This is a genomic window from Variovorax robiniae (assembly GCF_037889955.1).
Classification (GTDB): domain Bacteria; phylum Pseudomonadota; class Gammaproteobacteria; order Burkholderiales; family Burkholderiaceae_C; genus Variovorax; species Variovorax robiniae.
Genome location: NZ_JBBKZS010000007.1, coordinates 233,148 through 252,894, shown reverse-complemented (window position 1 = coordinate 252,894; position 19,747 = coordinate 233,148). Strand labels below are relative to the sequence as shown.

The window sequence follows — 19,747 nt, the reverse complement described above, 5'->3', positions numbered from 1 at the left end:
GTGAAAAGTAATGTACCTGTGCGCGACGCCGACGGCGCCGGCCATCCATCCCATCACGAATCCTGCGGAGTGAAGCTTCATGAAAATTGCAATCCTGGGCGGAGGCCACGGCTGCTACGCCGCCGCCGCCGACCTGTCCGAGGCCGGCCATGAGATCAGTCTCTGGCGGCGCGACGCGGCGGCGCTGGGGGCCGTCATCGCGGCAGGTTCCATCCGCCTGAAGGACGCCGAGGGCGCGCGCGACGTGCCGATCGCCAAGGCCACGGCCGACATCGGCGAGGCCATGCGCGGCGCCGAGCTCATCCTGATCCCGTCGCCCGCCATCGCGCAGGCCGACATCGCGCGCGCCATGGCGCCGCACCTGGTCGATGGGCAGGTGGTGTTCCTGCCGCCGGGCACCTTCGGCAGCTACGTGATGGCGCACATCGCCCGCGAGGCTGGCAGCAAGGCCGACGTCGCCTGGGCCGAAACGGGCACGCTGCCCTACCTGGCGCGCAAGCACGGCGAGCGCGAAGTCAACGTGACGATCCGCGCGATCCACTTGCCGACCGGTGTCTACCCGGCGCGCAAGGAGAAGCAGGCGATCGAGGTGATCCGGCAGGCCTACCCGAGCGTGCACGGCTGCGGCGATGCGCTCTCGGGCGCGCTGATGAATGCCGGCCCGGTCATCCATCCGCCTCTGATGGTGATGAACGCCGCGCCGCTGCAGCACTTCGAGCGCTGGGACATCCACAACGAAGGCACCCAGAAGGCCGTGCGCGCCGTCACCGACCAGCTCGACAACGAACGCATCGCGGTACGCGAGGCCTTCGGCCATGCCGGGCCGCACTATCCGCTGGCCGACCACTACAACAACGACAAGTGGATGTACGGCGACGCGCACAAGAAGCTGGTGAAGTCGGGCGACTGGCGCGAGAACATCGACCTCTACGGGCATCGCTACATCACCGAGGACACGGAACTGGGCCTGGCCTTCCTGGCCTCGGCCGCACGCCATGCCGGCGTGGACGCGCCGATTGCGCACGGGCTGCTGGCGATCGTGGGCGGTTTCCTCGGTCGCGACCTGCGCAAGGGACCGCGCACCTTCGACGCGCTCGGGCTCAACGACCTGAGCCGCGATGCGCTGAAGGAGCGGCTGCATGACGGCGTCTGATGCCGCGGTGATGGCCGGACCGCGCGTGGCCGCGGTGGGCGCCGGGCGCATGGGGCGCGGCATCGCGATCGCCTTTGCGTATGCGGGCCATCGCGTGTCGCTGGTCGACCTGCGCGAGCGCAGCGACGAGGCCTGGCAGAAGCTGCATGCCGAAGTGCGCGCGGAGATCGAAACCAGCCTGGGCGGCCTGGCGTCGCTGGGCGTGATGGCGAGCGAACGCGTGCCGGAGATCGTGGCCCGCATCGACGTGGTGCGGGCGGACGAAGCGCCACGTGCGCTGGCCGCGGCGGAGCTGGTGTTCGAAGGCGTGCCGGAGACGCTGCAAGCCAAGCGCGAGGCCTTCCAGCACATCAACATGCATTGCAGCGCCGACGCCATCCTCACCTCGACCACGAGCAGCATCCTGGTCACGCAGATCGCCGAGTTCGTGAAGCGGCCGGAGCGCTTCCTCAACATCCACTGGCTCAACCCGGCCTATGTGATTCCGGTGGTGGAACTGAGCTGCCACGCGGGTACCGACCCAGCCGTGCTGGCGCGCGCCAAGGCCTTGATGGAAGAGATCGGCAAGCTGCCCGTGGTGTGCGGGCCGACGCCGGGCTACATCGTGCCGCGCTTGCAGGCGCTGATCATGAACGAGGCGGCGCGGATGATCGAGGAGGGCGCGGCCAGGGCCGAGGAGATCGACAAGGCCACGCGCTATGGGCTGGGCCTGCGCTTCGCGGCACTGGGCGTGGTGGAGTTCATCGACTTCGGCGGCAGCGACATCCTGCACCATGCGAGCCGCGAGATGTCGGCTTCCATAGATGCCAATCGCTACAAGGCGCCGGCGATTCTCGACACGATGATGAGCGAGGGGCGGCTCGGGCTGAAGAGCGGCAGCGGCTTCTACGACTACACCGGCCGCGACGTCGGCGCCTACCGCAGCGACGTGCTGCTGCGCACGCTGGGCATGTTGAAGCATGCCGGGTTGTGGCGGCCGCCGGCGACGGCGACGCAGGAATAAGCGCGTGAACGGGCCCGACATTCGCCGCGCGTTCGCGGACCTTTCCGTCGGGCAGGTTCACTATGCCTGCGCCGGCGAGCCGAGTGCGCCGGCCGTGCTGTTCCTGCACCAGACGCCGCGCAGCTGGACCGAATACCGCGCGGTCCTGCCGCTCGTCGGGCAGCGCTATTTCGCGGTGGCGATGGACACGGTCGGCTTCGGTGATTCGGCGCCCGCGCCCTGGGTGCCGAGCATCGAGCACTGGGCGTCTGTCGCGGCGGAGTTGCTGGCGGCGCTTGGCATCGGCAAGGCGCATGTGGTGGGGCATCACACGGGCGGCGTGATCGCCGTCGAGTTGGCCGCGGCGTTTCCGGAGCATGTGGGTTCGCTGGTTCTGTCTTCCACGCCTTTCACGGATGCGGCCTTCCGCGCGGCGCGTGCGGGGAGCAAGCCCATTGACGCGGTCGAGCGCAGCGGCGACGGCGCGCATCTCCTGCAGATGTGGCGCAACCGGCAGGGCTTCTATCCGGCGGAACGGCCCGATCTTCTGGAGGCCTTCGTGCTCGATGCGCTGAAGGTGCGCGGCGACCTGGAAGGCGGCCATCGCGCAGTGGCGTCGTATCGGATGGAAGAACGCATCGGGCGCGTCACGCAGCCGGTGCTGGTGCTGCGCGCGCCGGACGATCCTTTTGCGTCACCGCATGCGGCCGAGCTGGCGGCGCATTTGCAGGACGCGCGCATCGTCGACATCGAAGGCGGGATGGTGCCGCTGCCGGACCAGTTGCCGGACGCTTTCGCCGAGGCGGTGCTGGACTTCCTGGACGGCCTGGAATAGGCAAGGAGCAAGGAGCAAGGGCCGCCTCGGCTTCTACCGGCCGCCCTTCCAGATCTTCAGGCTTCCGCCCCGGCGGCGATGGGCCTGCGCTTCGACGAGGTCAGAATTCGCGATGCCGATGGCCTGCCGGCGCAACAACGGCAGCACGCGCTCCATCGTGGCCACGTCTTCGCTGGACAGGACCGACAGCAACGAGGTGTTGATCTCGACGACCCTCGGGAAGATGCGCGCGTAGAGGGCTTGCCCGTCCGCCGTGAGGTTCACCGTCGCGCGTCGCCGATCCCCTGCCAGCTCCTGGCGCTCGACCAGCTTCTTGGCCAGCAATGCCATCAAGGCCTTGGAAGTGCGCGAGCGGTCGAGGCCGGCGCGCACGGCGATGTCCGATGGCGCCATCGGACCGAGTGCCGCGAGCAACGCGTATGAAGCGCCATTCGCGCCGCGTGATGCCGAACTCGCCCTCGCACATCCGCGTCACGGCGGAAGCGCTGCAACTCTCGATCATGTGGATCTGGTAGTTGACCAGGTCGAGGATGCTGCGTGGCTCCCGCAGCGTCGGAGGGCCGACTTCATCGACCATCCAGCGGGGCACTCTCTCGGGCATGGGGCGTGGGGACTCGGGTTTGTCCCAAGAATAGTTGATTTTTGACACTGATGGTCGGTGCCCTACCTTCAGGGCATGGAAGCCCGCACATCCCCCACCGTCGAAGCCCTTCGCGAGGCCAACGCCCGCCACAAGCTGCACCCGATGATCGACCCGAAGGCGGCGCTGGCGAACCCGCCGCTGATCGTCGAGCGGGCCGATGGCGTGCATGTGTGGGACATCGACGGCAAGCGCTACCTCGACACGGTGGCTTCCCTTTGGAATGTCAACGTTGGTCACAACCGGCCGGAGATCAAGAAGGCCATCGTCGAGCAGCTGGACAGGCTGGCCTATTACTCCACCTTCCAGAACACCAGCAATCCGCCGGCGATCGAGCTGTCGGCGCGGCTCATGAAGATCTTCGCGCCGGAGAAGATGAAGCAGGTCTTCTTCAGCTCTGGCGGCTCGGATGCGGTCGAGAGCGCATTGAAGATCTCGCGCCAGTACTGGAAGCTCGAAGGCCAGGCCGGTCGCACCAAGTTCATCTCGCTGCAACTCGGCTACCACGGCGTCCACATCGGCGGCGCATCGGTCAACGGCAACCCGGCCTTCCGCGCCGCCTACGAGCCAGCGCTGCCGGGCTGCTTCCAGGTCAACTGTCCCTATCCCTATCGCAACCCCTGGAACGAGACGGACCCGGCCCGGCTCGCCAGGCTCTGTGCCGACGATCTGGAGCGCACCATCGTCTACCAGGGCCCGGACACCGTGGCCGCCTTCATTGCCGAGCCGGTGCTGGGCGCTGGCGGCGTGATCGTGCCGCACGAGTCTTTCTGGCCACTGGTGCGCGCGGTGTGCGACAAGTACGGCGTGCTGCTGATCTCCGACGAGATCGTCACCGGCTTCGGCCGCATCGGCGCGATGTGCGGCGCGCGTGCCTGGGGCGTGGCGCCCGACATCATGGCCATGGCGAAGGGCATCAACTCGGGCTATGTGCCGCTGGGCGCGACGCTGATCAACGAGCGCGTGGCGAGTGCCTTCCACAAGCCCGAGGCGCCGGCCGCGCTGATGCACGGCTACACCTACAGCGGCCATGCGCTGGCCTGCGCGGCAGCCAATGCCAACCTGGCGATCGTGGAGGCGGAAGACCTGCCGGGTCGTGCGCTGGAGGTCGGCGGCTACCTTGGCGAGCGCTTGCAGGAATTCATGCGCTACCCCAACGTCGGTGACGTGCGCGGCAAGGGGCTGATGGCGGCGATCGAGTTCGTGGTCGACCGCGAGACGAAGACGCCGCTGGCCGTGCCCGATCCCTTCATCCAGAAGCTCGTGGCCGCCGCGCGCCAGGAAGGCGCCATCGTGCGGGTGCAGGGCAACCGCCTGATCCTGTCTCCGCCGCTGGTCTTTAGCCGCGCCGACGTCGATGAAACGGTGCGCATCCTGCACGCCGCGATCGATGCGGCCGGCCGCACCTGAACAAGCCAGAAGGGAGTCCAACATGCAAGACACAGCCATCCTCGAAGTCCGCAACTTGCGCAAGTCGCTCGGCGAAGGCGCCGCGCGCCAGGTCATCATCGGCGACCTCAGCTTCGAAGCGCGGCCGGGCGAGTTCCTCTCCGTGGTCGGCCCGAGCGGCTGCGGCAAGACGACGCTGCTGATGTGCCTCGCCGGCCTCTACGGCTCGGACAGCGGCAGCGTGCGCTTCGAACAGCAGGCCGTGAGCGCGCCGCCGCCGGGGCTGTCGGTCGTGTTCCAGGACTACAGCCGCTCGCTGCTGCCGTGGAAGAACAACCTGGACAACGTCATGTTCGGCATGAAGCGGACGACGCTGGGGGGAGGCCGAGAAGCGGCAGCGCGCCGGCGAACTGCTGGCGGCGGTCGGACTGGGTGGATTCGACAAGCACTATCCGTGGCAGGTCTCCGGCGGCATGCAGCAGCGCGTGGCCATCGCGCGCGGGCTGGCGGCGCAGTCGAGGTTGCTGCTGCTGGACGAGCCGCTCGCGGCGGTCGATGCACAGACGCGCGCCGAGTTGCAGGACCTGCTGCTGGACCTGGCGCGGCGCTTCAACCAGTCCTGCGTGCTTGTGACCCATGACGTCGACGAGGCGGTCTACATGGCGGACCGGATCATCGTGCTGTCGCGCCGCCCGACGCGCGTGGTGGCCGACATCCCCGTCGACCTGCCCAAGCCGCGCGACCAGCTTGCCACGCGCGAGGAGCGCGCCTACCTCGACCTGCGCCACGAGGTGATCACGATGATCCGATCGATGCGGCAGGCCGCCTGAACCGAATTTTGTCCACAGGGAGTGTTGTCCATGCGTTTTCTTTCGCGTTTCTCAATTTGCGGCGCCGTGGTTGCGGCGGCGCTGTCCTGCCTCTCCGCGCCGGCCGCGGCCGATGAGCTGAAGGTGGTCCGCATCGGCGGACTGCGCGCCGATTCGATGATCCGCCTCTACCACGCCCAGCGCGCCGGCTACCTGGCCAAGGAAGGCCTCAAGCCGGAGTTCACCATGCTGGGCTCCGGCCCGGCGGTGGCTTCGGCGGTGGTCAGCGGCTCGGTCGACGTCGGCTATTCGGCCATCGTGCCGGGGATCTTCGCGCGGGCCAACAACCAGCCCTACAAGATGTTCATGACCATGGCGACCGAGACCGGCGAGGCCGGGCACCAGGGCACCTGGATCGCGGTGAAGGGCGCCAGCGCGGTGAAGGAGCCCAAGGATCTCGCGGGCAAGACGGTGGCCATCAACGCCTCGGGCGCGCTTTGCGAATTGCTGGTGCGCGATCACCTGGCGAAGGCCGGCGTGCGCTTCGATGCGGTCAAGGTCGTCGTGCTGCCGTTCCCGCAGATGCAGGCCGCGCTCGAAACCGGCAATGCCGATGCGGCCTGCCTGACCGAGCCCTTCTTCGCCGCCGCGAAGATCGCGCCGAACGTCAAGGCGCGTGCCGTGGCCGCCGGCATGATTGCCGACATGGATGCGAAGACGCGCATCGCGCAGGACGGCATGTTCGTCCGCGAGGACTGGGGCAAGGCCAACAAGGAGGTGCTGCGCAAGCTGGTGAAGGCCGTCACGCAGGCCACGGATGACTTCAAGAAGGATCCGGCCGCCTACCGCAACCAGATGGTGGCGGAGTTCAAGCTCAAGCCCGAGGTGGCGAACCAGATCGCGATCTACTTCGATTTCGGCGACATCGCCGCGCAGCCGCGCGATGTGCAGCCCCTGATCACTGCGATGCAGCGCAACGGCATGCTCAAGGCGGATGCGAAGGCGGAAGACTTCGTGATGTCGCTGGACTGAAGGCTGGACCTCCAATGACCGCGCTGCGATCCCAGGGCATGGCCGTGCCTGCGTGGAGCAAACCCCTCATCGGGCTGTCCGGCTTCCTGCTGCTGTGGCAGGCGGTCGTGCTGGTGGGAGGCATTTCGGAGGAGTATCTCCCCGGCGTGCCTGCCGTCGCCCAGGCCTTGTGGGTGCAACTGACGGACCGCGACTTCTGGACCAGCGAAGGGCTGACGCTGGTCCGCGCCGTGGGCGGACTGCTGCTGGCCACGCTGACCGGCGTCGGCGCCGCGTTGCTCGGCGCGCGCTACCGCGTGATCGACCGCGCCCTGTCGCCGCTGGTCCAGGTGATGCTGTCGCTGCCGCCGGCGGCGCTGGTGCCGCTGGCGATCTTCGGCCTGGGACTCGGGGCCAAGCTGTTCGCCTTCATCATCTGGTTCGCGGCGGTCTGGAACATCTACGTCAACGCGCAGAGCGCCCTGGCCGCGAGCGAGCCCGTGCAGTTGCATGTGGCCAGGACGCTGGGCTACGGCGGGTGGGACACCCTGTGGCGGGTGCGCCTGCCGGCGGCGTTGCCGGAGATCTTCACCGGCATCCGCGTCGCCGCGGCCGGCAGCCTGATGGCGACCGTGGCGGCCGAGATGCTGGCCGGCAAGGACGGGCTGGGCTTCATGCTCTACGACACCGCCTTCGCGCTGCGCATTCCGGAGATGTTCGCGTTGCTGGCCGTGGCCGGCCTCAATGGCGTGCTGGTGAACGCGTTGATCGTCCGCCTGCGCCGGGCGCTCGCGGGCTGGCACGACAAGCTCGCCGCAATGGCGCAAGCCTGAAGGATGCTCACATGAATTCTTCGCGCATCAACGTGCCCGGCATCGTCTTCACCTTGGCGCTGCTGCTGGCCTGGGAAGTGTCGGCCCGCGCCGTGGCTTCGCCGAGCTATCCGAGCCTGCTGATGGTCCTGGAAAAGCTGGTGGCGGACGCGCCGGTGTTCGTCGAGCAGATCGGCATCACGCTGCTGCGGGCCGCTGCCGGGTTTGCACTGGCCTTGGTGACGATGCTGCCACTGGGCATCTTCATCGGCCGCACGCCGCGCTTCGGCCAATATGTGGAGCCGGCCATCGACCTGCTGCGACCCCTGCCGCCGCTGGCCATCGTGCCGGTGGCGATGCTGTTCGCCGGCACCGGCAGCGCCGCCAAGATCAGCGTGATCTTCTACAGCGCCGCCTTTCCGCTGCTGATCAACGCCATCGACGCGACGCGCTCGAACCATCCGCTGCTGGTACAGGTCGGCCGATCGATCGGGCTGTCGCGGGCCGAGATCATGCGTAGCATCGACCTCCCGGCCGCGCTGCCGCGCATCATGATCGGCGTGCGCCTGGCCGTGGCGATGGCGCTGCTGATCAGCGTCAGCTCCGAGATGCTGCTGTCCACCGACGGGATGGGCAACTACCTGATGCGCGCCCAAGAGCAGTTCCAGATCGCGGGCGGCTTGGCGGCGATCGTGGTGATTGCGCTGGTGTCGCCGGCCATCAATGCCTGCATGCTGCGCGTCGAGCGCAAGCTGCTGGGCTGGTACCACGCGCGCCACGCGATGCCGCGCGGCTGAGCCGCAGCCTTCAATCGCCCGGCCGCCCGGGCGGGATCACTCTTCGTCGTCTTCGACCGTCGCGCCCGGATCCTCGTGCAACTCGATCATCCGGCGCAGGGTGTTCTTCAGCGCCTCCGCACTCTGCAACCCAAAAGGCTCCAGCACCCGGTGCTCGTGCTCGCGCGCCAGTTCCATCAGGTGCTTGACGGTGCGCTCACCGGCGTCGGTGATGCGCACCAAGGTGATGCGCCGGTCACTGTCATGGGGCAGGCGCTCCACGTGGCCCTTGCTGGCCATGCGGTCGAGCATGCGCGTGACGGTCGGTTGCTTCATCACCGCGACCTGCGCCAGCCGCCCGATGCTGATCGCGTCACCGCCCGCCAGCGTGGCCATCACGCGCCATTCCGACACGGAGAAACCGTGCTGCCGCGCCACCTTGTGGAACTCCGAGGAGATCAGGTGGCTGGCCTGGGCCAGCAGCGCCGGCAGGTAGTCATCGACAAAGTGCCGGGGCTCGGGCAGCGGGGCTGAAACCGCCTGCTTGGGTCGCTTGGAAGCTGGCACAGCGCTTGCGAGTCTAGGGTTATTCATGATTGTGCATACATTCAGATCTAAAGAATATACGCACATCGGACACCCACGGTTCGAGGGTTTACTAGGAGCACCATGGCTGAGCGGTCTTTTGTCGAGGAAGTGAAGAAGTTGCGACTCGGCGCCGGAGATATTTTCAGCGGCGAGGGCATCCTGGCTGTGACCAAGGGTTTGCTGGAGTCCGGCGTGGCCTATGTCGCCGGCTACCAGGGTGCGCCGATCTCGCACCTGATGGATGTGCTGGCCGACGCGCAGGACATCCTCACCGAGCAGGGCATCCGCTTCGAGAACAGCGCGAGCGAGGCGACGGCGGCGGCGACGCTGGCCGCGTCGGTCAACTATCCGCTGCGTGGCGCCGTGACCTTCAAGGCGACGGTGGGCACCAATGTGGCCTCCGATGCGCTGGCCAACCTCGCCTCCGGCGGTGTGACCGGCGGTGCGCTGATCATCGTGGGCGAGGATTACGGCGAAGGCTCTTCCATCATGCAGGAGCGCAGCCATGCGTTTGCGATGAAGTCGCAGATGTGGCTGCTCGATCCGCGGCCCAACCTGCCGTCGATCGTGGATGCCGTGAAGCAGGGCTTCGATTTGTCGGAGGCCAGCAGCACGCCGGTGATGCTGCAACTGCGCATCCGTGCCTGCCACGTGCACGGCCAGTTCGTCGCCTCCGACAACGTGCCGCCGAAGTTCACGCTCAAGGATGCGATGGAGTCGCCGCAGCGCGACGTGAGCCGCATCGTGCTGCCGCCTGCCAGCTTCGTGCATGAGCAGGAGAAGGTGAAGGACCGTTGGCCCGCGGCGGTGCGATTCATCGAGGAGCGCAAGCTCAACGAGTTCTTCGGCGACGGCACGGACGATGTCGGCGTGATCGTGCAGGGCGGCAGCTACAACACGATGATGCGTGCGCTGGAGCGCCTGGGCCTGGCCGACGTGTACGGCAATTCGAAGGTGCCGCTCTATGTGATGAACGTGGCCTACCCGGTGATCGACAGCGAGGTGCTGCGCTTCTGCGAAGGCAAGCGCGCGGTGCTGCTGGTGGAGGAGGGGCAGCCCAACTTCATCGAGCAGAACATTGCGACCATCCTGCGGCAAGCCGGCGTGACAGCTGCATTGCACGGCAAGGACATGCTGCCGGTGGCGGGCGAGTACACGGCCGCGGTGCTGTTGAAGGGCGCACGCGAGTTCTTCGAGCGCTATGGTCGCGTGGCGTCCCTGGCGGTCCCTGCGCCGGTGCGCAAGGTCATTCCGCTGATCGAGGTGCCGGCCGCACCGGTTGCCGCCGAGTTGCCGTTGCCGCCGCTGGAGGACAGCGTGCATGCACGACCGCCGGGCTTCTGCACCGGCTGCCCGGAGCGGCCGATCTTCAGTGCGATGAAGCTGGTCGAGCGCGAACTCGGCCCGCACCACATCAGCGCCGACATCGGCTGCCACCTGTTCTCGATCCTCCCGCCCTTCCACCTCGGCAACACCACGATGGGCTATGGCCTGGGTGCGGCAGGCGCTGCGGCGCTCAACGTGCCCGCGGGCAAGCGCGCCATCTCGATGATGGGTGACGGCGGCTTCTGGCACAACGGGCTGACCAGCGGCATCGCCAACGCGGTGTTCAACCGCAGCGACAACCTGACCATCGTGGTCGACAACAACTACACCTCGGCCACGGGCGGCCAGGACATCCTGTCGTCCAAGGCGAACAACCCGACGCGCAGTACCGGCCATGAGATCGAGCAGGCCGTGCGCGGCGTGGGCGTGAAGTGGGTGAAGACGATGCGTCGCACCTACGACGTGGCCGGCATGCGCGACCTGCTGCGCGACGCGCTGACGACCAAGGAGAAGGGCCCGAAGGTGTTGATCGCGCAGTCGGAATGCATGCTGAACAAGCAGCGCCGCGAGAAGCCACTGGTGCGCAAGGCGGTGGCCGAGGGCCAGCGGGTTGTGCGCGAGAAGTTCGGCATCGACTCGGACACCTGCACGGGCGACCACTCTTGCATCCGCTTGTCTGGCTGCCCGTCGCTGTCGATCAAGCCCAATCCCGATCCGCTTCGCACCGACCCGATCGCGACCGTGCTCGACAGCTGCGTCGGCTGCGGCAATTGCGGCGATGTGTCGCATGCGGCCGTGCTGTGTCCGTCCTTCTACAAGGCGCAGGTGGTGAGCAACCCGAGCGGTTGGGACAAGTTGCTGGAACGCGTGCGCGGCGCCGTTATCGGCTGGATGCAACGCGGTGATGCCAAGCGTCGTGAACGCTTCGCTTTCTGAGATTTCATGAACGCTACACAACCTATCAAGATCGCGATCCTGGCCATGGGCGGCGAGGGCGGCGGCGTGCTGGCCGACTGGATCGTCGACCTCGGCGAGCACAACGGCTACATCGCGCAGACCACTTCCGTACCCGGCGTGGCGCAACGCACCGGCGCGACCATCTACTACGTCGAGCTGTACCCTGAGGCGCGTGCCAAGGCCGATGGCGGCAAGCCGGTGCTGGCGCTGATGCCGCTGCCGGGCGATGTCGACCTGGTGCTGGCTTCGGAACTGATGGAAGCCGGGCGTGCGGTGCAGCGCGGGTTGGTCACGCAGGACCGCACCACGCTGATCGCGTCCACGCATCGGGTCTATTCGATTGCCGAGAAGTCGGCGATGGGCGATGGGCGTGTCGACAGCCAGCAGCTTGTCAACCATGCAAACAAGGCGGCCAAGCGCTTCATCCGCTTCGACATGGCGCAGGCTGCAGAACAGGCGGGCAGTGTGATCAGTGCGGTGTTGTTCGGCGCGCTGGCCGGATCGGGTGTGCTGCCGTTCAGCCGCGCGCAGTTCGAGGCGACGGTGGAGCGTGGGGGCGTGGGTGTGAAGCCCAGTCTCAAGGCCTTTGGCGGTGCCTTTGAGTGGGTGCAGTCGGGGTCTGAAGCGGACGCACCAACAGCGGCCTTGCCTGCACGTGCGGCGCCGGCACCGAAGGATCCGCAAGTGCGTGCGCTGGTGGAGCGTGTGCAGCGCGAGTTTCCTGAATTCGCGCACTTCCTGCTGCTCGAAGGCGTGCGCCGCCTGATCGACTACCAGGACGTGGCCTATGCTGGCATCTACCTCGACCGGATGGCGAAGGTCCATGCGTTGCAACTCAACGATGGCGGCCGGCTCGTCGAGAGCACCGCGCGTCACCTGGCGCTCTGGATGTCCTACGAAGACACCGCCCGGGTTGCAGCGCTGAAGACGCGTTCCACACGATTCGAGCGCGTGCGCAGCGAGTCGTCCGCCAAGGCGGACCAGGTCGTGGCGATCAACGAATACATGCATCCGCGCCTGCAAGAGATTTGCGAGACGCTGCCCGGTGGCATCGGCCGGTGGTTGATGAACTCGGGCGTGCCGCGGCGCATCGTCGAGCGCATGACGCAGAAGGGGCGCGTCGTCCAGACGAGTTCGGTGCATGGCTACCTGCTGCTGCGTTGCGTGGCGGCCGCCGCGCGTTGGCGCCGGTCCACCACACGCTTCGCGGAAGAGAACCGTTTCATCGAGCAGTGGCTGGAGCGCATCGCGCAGACAGCCGCCATCAACCCGGCGTTGGCGCTGGAAATCGCCGAATGCCAGCGCCTCGTCAAGGGCTACAGCGACACGCATGTCCGCGGCCTGCGCAACTACGAACTGGTGATGGGCGCCGCCCAGCGCGCAGGCAGCGCGCTGGCGCCCGCCACCTTGCGCGAGTTGCGCGACGCCGCGCTGGCCGATGAGCATGGCAACAAGCTGCGCGACGTGCTGGCCCGCTACGCACTCGCCTGAAACTGAAGGGAGACAACACACCATGTCACATGAACCACTGCCCACGCTGACCTTGCGCGTCGCGGAGGCGCGCCAGCTCAATCCGCTGATCCGCACGTTCCGCCTGCGAGCGGACGATGGGCGCGCGTTGCCCGGCTTCACCGCCGGGGCGCACATCCGTGTGAAAGTCACGCTGCCCGATGGCAAGGAAGACTGGCGCCATTACTCGCTGATCAACCCCGCCGCGCAGCAAGGCGTGACCGACGCGCCGACCGAGTACGCAATCGCAGTGCGCATCGAGGACGAGGGCCGCGGCGGCTCGCGCTTCATGCACCAGACCCTGAAGGAAGGCGATGCGCTGACCATCGAAGCCCCGAAGAACGACTTCCCGGTGCATGAGGGCGGACCGCGCGCGGTACTGATCGCGGGCGGCATCGGCATCACGCCCATGATCAGCATGGCCGCGCGCCGCAAGGCCGAGGGCGCCCCGGTGCGCATGCACTACGCCGGCCGCAGCCGCGACCTGATGGCCTTCCTGCCGGAACTGCAAACGCTGCTGGCCGATGACCTGGTCGTTCACACCGACGTCGAAGCCGGCGCCCCGTTGAACATCGAGGCCCTGCTCGACGGTTGCGAAGCGCAAGACCAGCTCTACGTCTGCGGCCCCAAGGTCATGCTCGACGCGGTGCTCGCCGCGACGCAGAAGCGCGGTTGGACGCACGACCGCGTGCACTTCGAGCTCTTCACCACGCCAGTGGTGGAAGAGGGCGACCATCCCTTCGAAGTGGTGCTCGCGATGTCCGGCAAGACCTTCACGGTGCCGGCCGACAAGACCATCCTCGACTGCATGATCGACGAAGGCTGCGACCCCATGTACGACTGCAAGCGCGGCGAATGCGGCGTGTGCGCGACGCCGGTGATGGAAGGCGAGATCGACCATCGCGACTACGTGCTGATGGCCAGCGAAAAGGCCGCTGGCAACGTGATCCAGATCTGCATCTCGCGCGCCAAGGGTGCGCGCCTGGTGCTGGACGTCTGAGCCAAGAAGATTCAGGAGACCCCACATGACAAGCTACCGCGGCAACCCCGAAGCGATCCGCGCGCTGGTGCAACCGGACCGCGTGCACCGCGACCTCTACATCAACCAAGAGTTGTTCGACCTGGAGCAGGAACACTTCTTCGCCAACACCTGGAACTACGTCGGCCACGACAGCCAGTTGCCCAAGCCCGGCGACTACATCAGCAACGAGATCGGCGGCCGTCCGCTGATCGTGGTGCGCCACACCGACGGCACCGTGCGCGTGATGATGAACCGCTGCGCCCACAAGGGATCGCGCCTCGTCAGCGCGCCCTGCGGCAACACCGGCAAGTTCTTTCGCTGCCCGTACCACGCGTGGACCTTCAAGACCGACGGCTCGCTGCTGTCGATCCCGCTGAAGAACGGCTACGAAGGCACGCAACTCAGCGAGTGCGAATCGTCCAAGGGCCTCACGCAGGTGAAGAACGTGCGGCTTTACCGCGGCTTCATCTTCGTCAAGCTCAATGACACCGGGCCGGACTTCGAGGAGTTCTTCGGCGATTCGCTCAGCTCCATCGACAACATGGCCGACCGCTCGCCCGAAGGCGAACTGGAGATTGCCGGCGGCTGCCTGCGCTTCATGCACCAGTGCAACTGGAAGATGTTCATCGAGAACCTCAACGACACCATGCACCCGATGGTGGCGCACGAGTCCTCGGCCGGCACCGCCAAGACCATGTGGTCCGGCAAGCCGGCGGACGAGCCCAAGCCGATGGCGATCGAGCAGTTCGTGCCCTTCATGTCGGACTACAAGTTCTTCGAGGACATGGGCGTGCGAGTGTTCGACAACGGCCACAGCTTCTCGGGCGTGCACTACAGCATCCACAGCAAGTATTCGGCCATCCCGGCCTATGACGCGGCGATGCAGGCCAAGTACGGCCCCGAGCGCACCCAGCAGATCCTGGGCCTGGCGCGGCACAACACGGTGTACTACCCGAACCTGACGATCAAGGGCGCGATCCAGTCGATCCGCGTGGTCAAGCCGATCGCCGTCGACAAGACGCTGGTCGAGAGCTGGACCTTCCGCTTGAAGGGTGCGCCACCGGAGCTGCTGCATCGCACGACGATGTACAACCGGCTCATCAACTCGCCTTTCTCGGTGGTGGGCCATGACGACCTGCAGGCCTATCGCGGCATCCAGGCCGGGCTGCATGCCGGCGGCAATGAATGGGTCAGCCTGCATCGCAACTTCGATGCGGCGGAGGTCGGCCAGAAGGACGTGACCTCCATCGGCACCAGCGAGATTTCCATGCGCAACCAGTACCGCGCCTGGGAACGCCACATGACGTCGTCGATGTGAGAGGACGATAGAAATGACCTTGACCCGCCAGGACCTCATCGACTTCGTCGTCCACGAATGCCGCCTGCTCGATGCCAAGCGCTACGAGGAGTGGAACCAGCTCTTCACCGACGATGCCTTCTACTGGCTGCCCTTGGTCCCGGACCAGGAAGACGGCTACCAGCACACCTCGCACATGTACGAGGACAAGCTGCTGCGCGAGCTGCGCATCGAGCGCCTGAAGAGCCCGCGCGCCTTCTCGCAGCAGCCGCCGAGCCGTTGCCATCACCTGTTGCAGACGCCCACCGTGGAGTCCTTCGACGAGGCCGGCAACCAGTTCGTCGTGCGCACCGAGTTCCACTACACGGAGTCGCAAGGCGACGAGTTGCAGTTCTACGTCGGCACCTTCTTCCATCACCTGACCCTGAGCGATGGCGCGCTGCGCATGACGCTCAAGCGCGTGAACCTGCTCAACTGCGACGCGGCCTTGCCCGCGGTGCAGCTGTTCATCTGATTCATTCAATGCACACCACTGTCTACGACGTCTTTCGCGCCACGGCGGCGCGCACGCCCGATGCGGATTTCCTGTTCACCGAATCGGTGACGGCTGCCGCTTACGGCATCGATGCGGGCGCCATTCGCTGGGGCACCGCTGCGGCCGAGGTAGAGCGCCTGCGCGCGGCCTACCGTGGCGCCGGCTGGGGCCATGGCCATCGTGTCGGGCTGCTGTTGGAGAACCGGCCGGCCTTCCTCTTCCACTGGTTCGCGCTCAACGCGCTGGGCGTGAGCGTGGTGCCGATCAATGCGGAGATGCGCTCGGCCGAACTGACCTACCTGATCGGCCACAGCGAGATCGGCCTGGCCGTGACGCTGCCTGAGCGCGCGGAAGACTTGCGTTCCGCTGCGGCGCAGGCTGGCGTCGCCTTCGACACCATGTTGGCCGACGACGAAGTGCCGCGCGCCCGCACGGCGCCCCCGCGCATGGGCGACCCCGTCGGTGCGAACACCGAATGCGGCTTGCTCTACACCTCAGGCACCACCGGTCGGCCCAAGGGTTGCATCCTCGACAACAGCTACTTCCTGCGTGCCGGCGAGTGGTATGCGGCGCTGGATGGCGTGTGCAGCATCCGCCGCGATACCGAGCGCGTCATCACGCCGCTGCCGCTGAACCACATGAACGCGATGGCGTTCTCGACCATGGTGGTGCTGCTGGCTGGCGGCTGCCTGGTTCAACTCGATCGCTTCCATCCGAAGAGCTGGCTGCAAAGCGCGCGCGAGAGTGGCGCGACCATCGTGCACTACCTGGGCGTGATGCCGGCGATGCTGTTGAGCGCGCCGGCCTCTTCCGCGGACCGCGACCACGCGATCCGCTGGGGCTTCGGTGCCGGCGTCGATCGCAAGAACCACGCACCTTTCGAGGAGCGCTTCGGCTTCCCGCTGGTCGAGGCTTGGGCCATGACCGAGACCGGTGCCGGCGCCTGCGTGATGGCGAACCGCGAGCCCCGGCTGGTGGGCAGCAGTTGCTTCGGCCGCCAGCCCGATTTCCTGGAAGTGCGGCTGGTAGATGAAGAGGGGCGCGACGCCGCCGTCGATGCGCCGGGAGAGTTGCTCGTGCGTTCGGCCGGCGACGATCCGCGCCGCTACTTCTTCTCCGGCTACCTGAAGGATGAAGAAGCCACGCGCGAAGCCTGGGCCGATGGCTGGTTCCACACGGGCGACCTGGTGCGCCGCGATGCTGACGGCAACTTCTTCTTCGTCGACCGCAAGAAGAACGTGATCCGCCGCAGCGGCGAGAACATTTCGGCGGTGGAGGTGGAGAGCGTGCTGAACCAGCACCCGGCCGTGAAGACCTCGGCCGTGGCGGCGACGCCCGATCCGGTGCGCGGCGACGAAGTGCTGGCCTGCATCGTGATGCGCGAAAACACTACGTCATCAGCGGAACTCGCCGCCAGCATCGTCGCGCATGCGTTGTCGCAACTGGCGTACTACAAGGCGCCGGGATACGTCGCTTTTGTCGATGCGTTGCCGCTGACGCCGTCGCAGAAGATCCAGCGCGGGCAACTGAAAGAGCTTGCGCATGCCTTGCCCGGGCAGGCCAATTGCATCGATACGCGGTCGATGAAGAAGAGGCAGCCATGAACATCGCAGGACCGCTCCAAGATGTGAAAGCCCCCTCGGGGGGCAGCGAGGACACGAAGTGCCGAGCGTGGGGGCAGCCATGACCAGGCGGATGTCTTACGAGGGTGTCGCGGTGGCCGTGCCGGTCACAGTCCCCTATGTCCGCTACTCGACCCGCACGGCCCACTGGTTCATCGGCCACGCCGTCGATGCGCTGGTCAAGGCCAGCGGCCTGAAGAAGGAGCAGATCGACGGCCTGTGCCTCAGCAGCTTTTCGCTGGTGCCGGACACGGCCGTCGGCGTGACGCAGCACATCGGCCTGTCGCCGCGCTGGCTCGACCATGTGCCCACGGGCGGCGCTTCCGGCGTGATGTGCCTGCGCCGCGCGGCGCGTGCGGTGCAGTCGGGCGATGCGGATGTCGTGGCCTGCGTGGCGGCCGACACCAACCATGTGGACTCCTTCCGCCAGACGCTCGGCGCGTTCAGCAACTTCGCGCGCGATGCGACCTATCCCTATGGCGCCGGTGGACCCAACTCGGTGTTCGCCTTCATCACGGCGAACTACATGCGCACCTATGGCGCGAAGCGCGAGGACTTCGGCCGCATCGCCGTGGACCAGCGCACCAACGCGCTCGGCAATCCGCATGCGATGTTCAAGAAGGCGCTGACTTTGGACGAGTACATGGCCGCGCGGCCGATCTCGGACCCGATCCACCTGTTCGACTGCGTCATGCCCTGTGCAGGCGCCGAGGCCTTCCTCGTGATGAGCGAGGAACGTGCGCGCGACCTGGGCCTGCCGCATGCGTTGATCCGCGGCGCCATCGAGCGCCACAACGCCTTTGCCGAAGATCCGGTGATGGTGCGCGGCGGCTGGCGCGTCGATCGTGACGACCTCTACGCGCAAGCCGGCATCCAGCCGCAGGCGCTCGATTTCGTGCAGACCTACGACGACTATCCGGTGATCGTGATGATGCAATTCGAAGACTTGGGTTTCTGCGAGAAGGGCGAGGGCCCGGCCTTCGTGCAATCGCACGACATGACCCAAGCAGGCAGCTTTCCCAACAACACGAGCGGCGGGCAGTTGTCGGCGGGGCAGGCGGGGGCGGCCGGAGGCTTCCTTGGCATGACCGAGACGATCCGTCAACTCACCGATGCCGCCGGCGCGCGGTCGGTGAAGGATGCGCAACTGGGCCTGGTCGCCGGCTTCGGCATGGTGACTTACGACAGATGCCTGTGCACAGGCGCCGTCATCCTCGGGAGGCCATCATGACGATGCCCTTGATGCGCCCCAAGAAGAAGAACCCGGTCCTTCGCACCCGGCAGCTGAACCTGCCCCCGTGGGCACGCGGCCGCGTCGCCTTGGGCATCACGGCAGCCGCAGCCGAAGGTCGCTTCGAATTGCAGGAGTGCGAAGAGTGCGGCACGGTGCAGTACCCGCCGCGCGAGGCCTGCCACAAGTGCCTCTCGGCGTCCCTGCGCTGGCGCGAGCAGTCGGGCGAAGGCAACCTGCTCGCCACCACCACGCTGCACCACAGCAACGACATGTACTTCCGCGAGCGCCTGCCCTGGCGCCTGGGCCTGGTGCACCTGGACGCCGGCCCGACGCTGATGGTCCACATGCATGGCGAGGTGGGCGATGCCCCATCGCGCGTCAAGGTGGGCGCGCGGCTGGACCGGGCCGGACAAGCGGTATTGATTGGATTTCCGAACGAAGGGAGCGCCCATATGGCCGACGACAAGATGCTGCGTGAAATGACCAGCGACCCCAAATTCCGCAAGGTGCTGGTCACCGACGGCAAGACCGAAGTGGGCCAGGCCCTGGTCCGTGCGCTGGTCAAGGCTGGCGCCGACATCGTCTGGGTCGGCCATGCCGAGCCGTGGAAGAAGACCGGCGGCCTCGAGGACATCACGGCGCTGCCGCAGGTGACGCTGGTGCCGCTGGACCTGACCAACGGCCGCTCGGTGACCGAGCTGGCCGGCGAGATCGGCGGCAAGGTCGACATCGTGATCAACAACGCGGAGGTGCACCGCACCTTCGGCATCGGCGCACGGCGCGGCACCGACGTGGCCAAGGCCGAGATGGACATCAACTACTTCGGCCTGCTGCGGCTGGCGCAGGAGTTCGGCCCGGCGTTGAAGGGCCGCTCCGCCGATGGCGAGACCGGTGCGACGGCCTGGGTCAACCTGCTGTCGGTCTATGCGCTCAGCAACTTCCCGGCACACGGCACCTTCAGCGCCTCCAAGGCCGCGGCGCATTCGCTCGCGCAATGCCTGCGCGCCGAGATGCGGCCGGCCGGCATCCGCGTGATCAACGTGTTCCCCGGCCCGATCGACGACGAATGGAACCAGCATGTGCCGCCGCCGAAGCTGCTGTCGGGCACGCTCGCCAATGCCATCGTGAAGGCGCTGCGCGACGGCGTGGAGGACGTGTACCCCGGCGATGTGGCACAGGAATGGCTGGAGCGCTGGCGCGACAACCCGAAGGTGCTGGAACGCGAACTCGCCGCCGGCGGAAGCTGAAGAA

General features: G+C 66.9%; 17 protein-coding genes and 1 pseudogene. 16 read left to right on the top strand and 2 right to left on the bottom strand.

Annotation, left to right across the window (positions count from 1 at the left end; genetic code table 11):
- Positions 1–79: 79 nt before the first annotated feature.
- The 3 genes from WKW79_RS18530 to WKW79_RS18520 are packed head-to-tail and all read left to right on the top strand — an operon-like array spanning position 80 to position 2,970.
- Complete coding sequence (locus tag WKW79_RS18530; RefSeq protein ID WP_340336644.1) at positions 80–1,153, top strand: NAD/NADP-dependent octopine/nopaline dehydrogenase family protein; 1,074 nt, start codon at positions 80–82, stop codon at positions 1,151–1,153.
- On the top strand, positions 1,140–2,156 hold the full coding sequence (locus WKW79_RS18525) for a 3-hydroxybutyryl-CoA dehydrogenase (protein WP_340336643.1): 1,017 nt from the start codon (positions 1,140–1,142) through the stop codon (positions 2,154–2,156). The genes WKW79_RS18530 and WKW79_RS18525 overlap by 14 nt, the downstream gene beginning before the upstream one ends.
- A gap of 4 nt (positions 2,157–2,160) precedes the next feature.
- Complete coding sequence (locus WKW79_RS18520) at positions 2,161–2,970, top strand: alpha/beta fold hydrolase (protein WP_340336642.1); 810 nt, start codon at positions 2,161–2,163, stop codon at positions 2,968–2,970.
- Between the two features lie 33 nt (positions 2,971–3,003).
- Here the strand turns inward: WKW79_RS18520 and WKW79_RS18515 are convergent, their stop codons facing one another.
- Positions 3,004–3,384 carry a MarR family winged helix-turn-helix transcriptional regulator gene (locus WKW79_RS18515; protein ID WP_340336641.1) on the bottom strand — a complete coding sequence of 127 codons (381 nt, stop codon included), beginning with the start codon at positions 3,382–3,384 and terminating at the stop codon, positions 3,004–3,006.
- Positions 3,385–3,628: 244 nt separating this feature from the next.
- On the opposite strand from WKW79_RS18515, the gene WKW79_RS18510 reads away from it, so the two are divergent.
- The 5 genes and pseudogenes from WKW79_RS18510 (at position 3,629) to WKW79_RS18490 (ending at position 8,428) form a co-directional block, all read left to right on the top strand.
- Positions 3,629–5,020: an aminotransferase class III-fold pyridoxal phosphate-dependent enzyme gene (locus tag WKW79_RS18510; protein WP_340336640.1), complete on the top strand. Its 1,392-nt coding sequence runs from the start codon at positions 3,629–3,631 to the stop codon at positions 5,018–5,020.
- Positions 4,968–5,829, top strand: a pseudogene (locus WKW79_RS37055) (ABC transporter ATP-binding protein). The gene WKW79_RS18510 and the pseudogene WKW79_RS37055 overlap by 53 nt, the downstream one beginning before the upstream one ends.
- A gap of 30 nt (positions 5,830–5,859) precedes the next feature.
- Positions 5,860–6,840: an ABC transporter substrate-binding protein gene (locus WKW79_RS18500; protein ID WP_340336639.1), complete on the top strand. Its 981-nt coding sequence runs from the start codon at positions 5,860–5,862 to the stop codon at positions 6,838–6,840.
- Between the two features lie 14 nt (positions 6,841–6,854).
- Positions 6,855–7,652 (top strand): ABC transporter permease, encoded by a 798-nt coding sequence (locus tag WKW79_RS18495; RefSeq protein WP_340336638.1) that lies wholly within the window; start codon positions 6,855–6,857, stop codon positions 7,650–7,652.
- Positions 7,653–7,663: 11 nt separating this feature from the next.
- Positions 7,664–8,428, top strand: a complete 765-nt coding sequence (locus WKW79_RS18490) for an ABC transporter permease (protein ID WP_340336637.1) — start codon at positions 7,664–7,666, stop codon at positions 8,426–8,428.
- A 36-nt stretch (positions 8,429–8,464) separates the two neighbouring features.
- Here WKW79_RS18490 and WKW79_RS18485 read toward each other — a convergent pair whose 3' ends face one another.
- A complete protein-coding gene (locus WKW79_RS18485; protein WP_340336636.1) occupies positions 8,465–8,974 on the bottom strand; it encodes a MarR family winged helix-turn-helix transcriptional regulator in 510 nt (169 codons plus the stop codon).
- A 102-nt stretch (positions 8,975–9,076) separates the two neighbouring features.
- On the opposite strand from WKW79_RS18485, the gene WKW79_RS18480 reads away from it, so the two are divergent.
- The 8 genes from WKW79_RS18480 (at position 9,077) to WKW79_RS18445 (ending at position 19,743) form a co-directional block, all read left to right on the top strand.
- Entirely contained in the window at positions 9,077–11,257 is a 2,181-nt protein-coding gene (locus WKW79_RS18480; protein WP_340336635.1) for a thiamine pyrophosphate-dependent enzyme, read from the top strand.
- Between the two features lie 6 nt (positions 11,258–11,263).
- A complete protein-coding gene (locus tag WKW79_RS18475) occupies positions 11,264–12,769 on the top strand; it encodes an indolepyruvate oxidoreductase subunit beta family protein (protein WP_340336634.1) in 1,506 nt (501 codons plus the stop codon).
- A 22-nt stretch (positions 12,770–12,791) separates the two neighbouring features.
- A complete protein-coding gene (locus WKW79_RS18470) occupies positions 12,792–13,787 on the top strand; it encodes a PDR/VanB family oxidoreductase (RefSeq protein ID WP_340336633.1) in 996 nt (331 codons plus the stop codon).
- A 25-nt stretch (positions 13,788–13,812) separates the two neighbouring features.
- Entirely contained in the window at positions 13,813–15,126 is a 1,314-nt protein-coding gene (locus tag WKW79_RS18465; protein WP_340336632.1) for an aromatic ring-hydroxylating dioxygenase subunit alpha, read from the top strand.
- Between the two features lie 13 nt (positions 15,127–15,139).
- On the top strand, positions 15,140–15,619 hold the full coding sequence (locus WKW79_RS18460) for an aromatic-ring-hydroxylating dioxygenase subunit beta (protein ID WP_340336631.1): 480 nt from the start codon (positions 15,140–15,142) through the stop codon (positions 15,617–15,619).
- Positions 15,620–15,627: 8 nt separating this feature from the next.
- Positions 15,628–17,244 (top strand): AMP-binding protein, encoded by a 1,617-nt coding sequence (locus WKW79_RS18455; protein WP_340336630.1) that lies wholly within the window; start codon positions 15,628–15,630, stop codon positions 17,242–17,244.
- 79 nt (positions 17,245–17,323) lie between these two features.
- Positions 17,324–18,493, top strand: coding sequence for a thiolase family protein (locus WKW79_RS18450; RefSeq protein ID WP_340336629.1), 1,170 nt, complete (start codon positions 17,324–17,326; stop codon positions 18,491–18,493).
- Positions 18,490–19,743 (top strand): SDR family NAD(P)-dependent oxidoreductase, encoded by a 1,254-nt coding sequence (locus WKW79_RS18445; RefSeq protein ID WP_340336628.1) that lies wholly within the window; start codon positions 18,490–18,492, stop codon positions 19,741–19,743. Before WKW79_RS18450 ends, WKW79_RS18445 begins: the two co-directional genes overlap by 4 nt.
- Positions 19,744–19,747: the final 4 nt, after the last annotated feature.

What these genes read in the sequence shown, in the direction of transcription:
- WKW79_RS18530 (WP_340336644.1), top strand. Translation starts at nt 80, where the DNA reads ATGAAAATTGCAATCCTGGGCGGAGGCCACGGCTGCTACGCCGCCGCC.
- WKW79_RS18525 (WP_340336643.1), top strand. Translation starts at nt 1,140, where the DNA reads ATGACGGCGTCTGATGCCGCGGTGATGGCCGGACCGCGCGTGGCCGCG.
- WKW79_RS18500 (WP_340336639.1), top strand. Translation starts at nt 5,860, where the DNA reads ATGCGTTTTCTTTCGCGTTTCTCAATTTGCGGCGCCGTGGTTGCGGCG.
- WKW79_RS18495 (WP_340336638.1), top strand. Translation starts at nt 6,855, where the DNA reads ATGACCGCGCTGCGATCCCAGGGCATGGCCGTGCCTGCGTGGAGCAAA.
- WKW79_RS18490 (WP_340336637.1), top strand. Translation starts at nt 7,664, where the DNA reads ATGAATTCTTCGCGCATCAACGTGCCCGGCATCGTCTTCACCTTGGCG.
- WKW79_RS18480 (WP_340336635.1), top strand. Translation starts at nt 9,077, where the DNA reads ATGGCTGAGCGGTCTTTTGTCGAGGAAGTGAAGAAGTTGCGACTCGGC.
- WKW79_RS18475 (WP_340336634.1), top strand. Translation starts at nt 11,264, where the DNA reads ATGAACGCTACACAACCTATCAAGATCGCGATCCTGGCCATGGGCGGC.
- WKW79_RS18470 (WP_340336633.1), top strand. Translation starts at nt 12,792, where the DNA reads ATGTCACATGAACCACTGCCCACGCTGACCTTGCGCGTCGCGGAGGCG.
- WKW79_RS18465 (WP_340336632.1), top strand. Translation starts at nt 13,813, where the DNA reads ATGACAAGCTACCGCGGCAACCCCGAAGCGATCCGCGCGCTGGTGCAA.
- WKW79_RS18460 (WP_340336631.1), top strand. Translation starts at nt 15,140, where the DNA reads ATGACCTTGACCCGCCAGGACCTCATCGACTTCGTCGTCCACGAATGC.
- WKW79_RS18455 (WP_340336630.1), top strand. Translation starts at nt 15,628, where the DNA reads ATGCACACCACTGTCTACGACGTCTTTCGCGCCACGGCGGCGCGCACG.
- WKW79_RS18450 (WP_340336629.1), top strand. Translation starts at nt 17,324, where the DNA reads ATGACCAGGCGGATGTCTTACGAGGGTGTCGCGGTGGCCGTGCCGGTC.
- WKW79_RS18445 (WP_340336628.1), top strand. Translation starts at nt 18,490, where the DNA reads ATGACGATGCCCTTGATGCGCCCCAAGAAGAAGAACCCGGTCCTTCGC.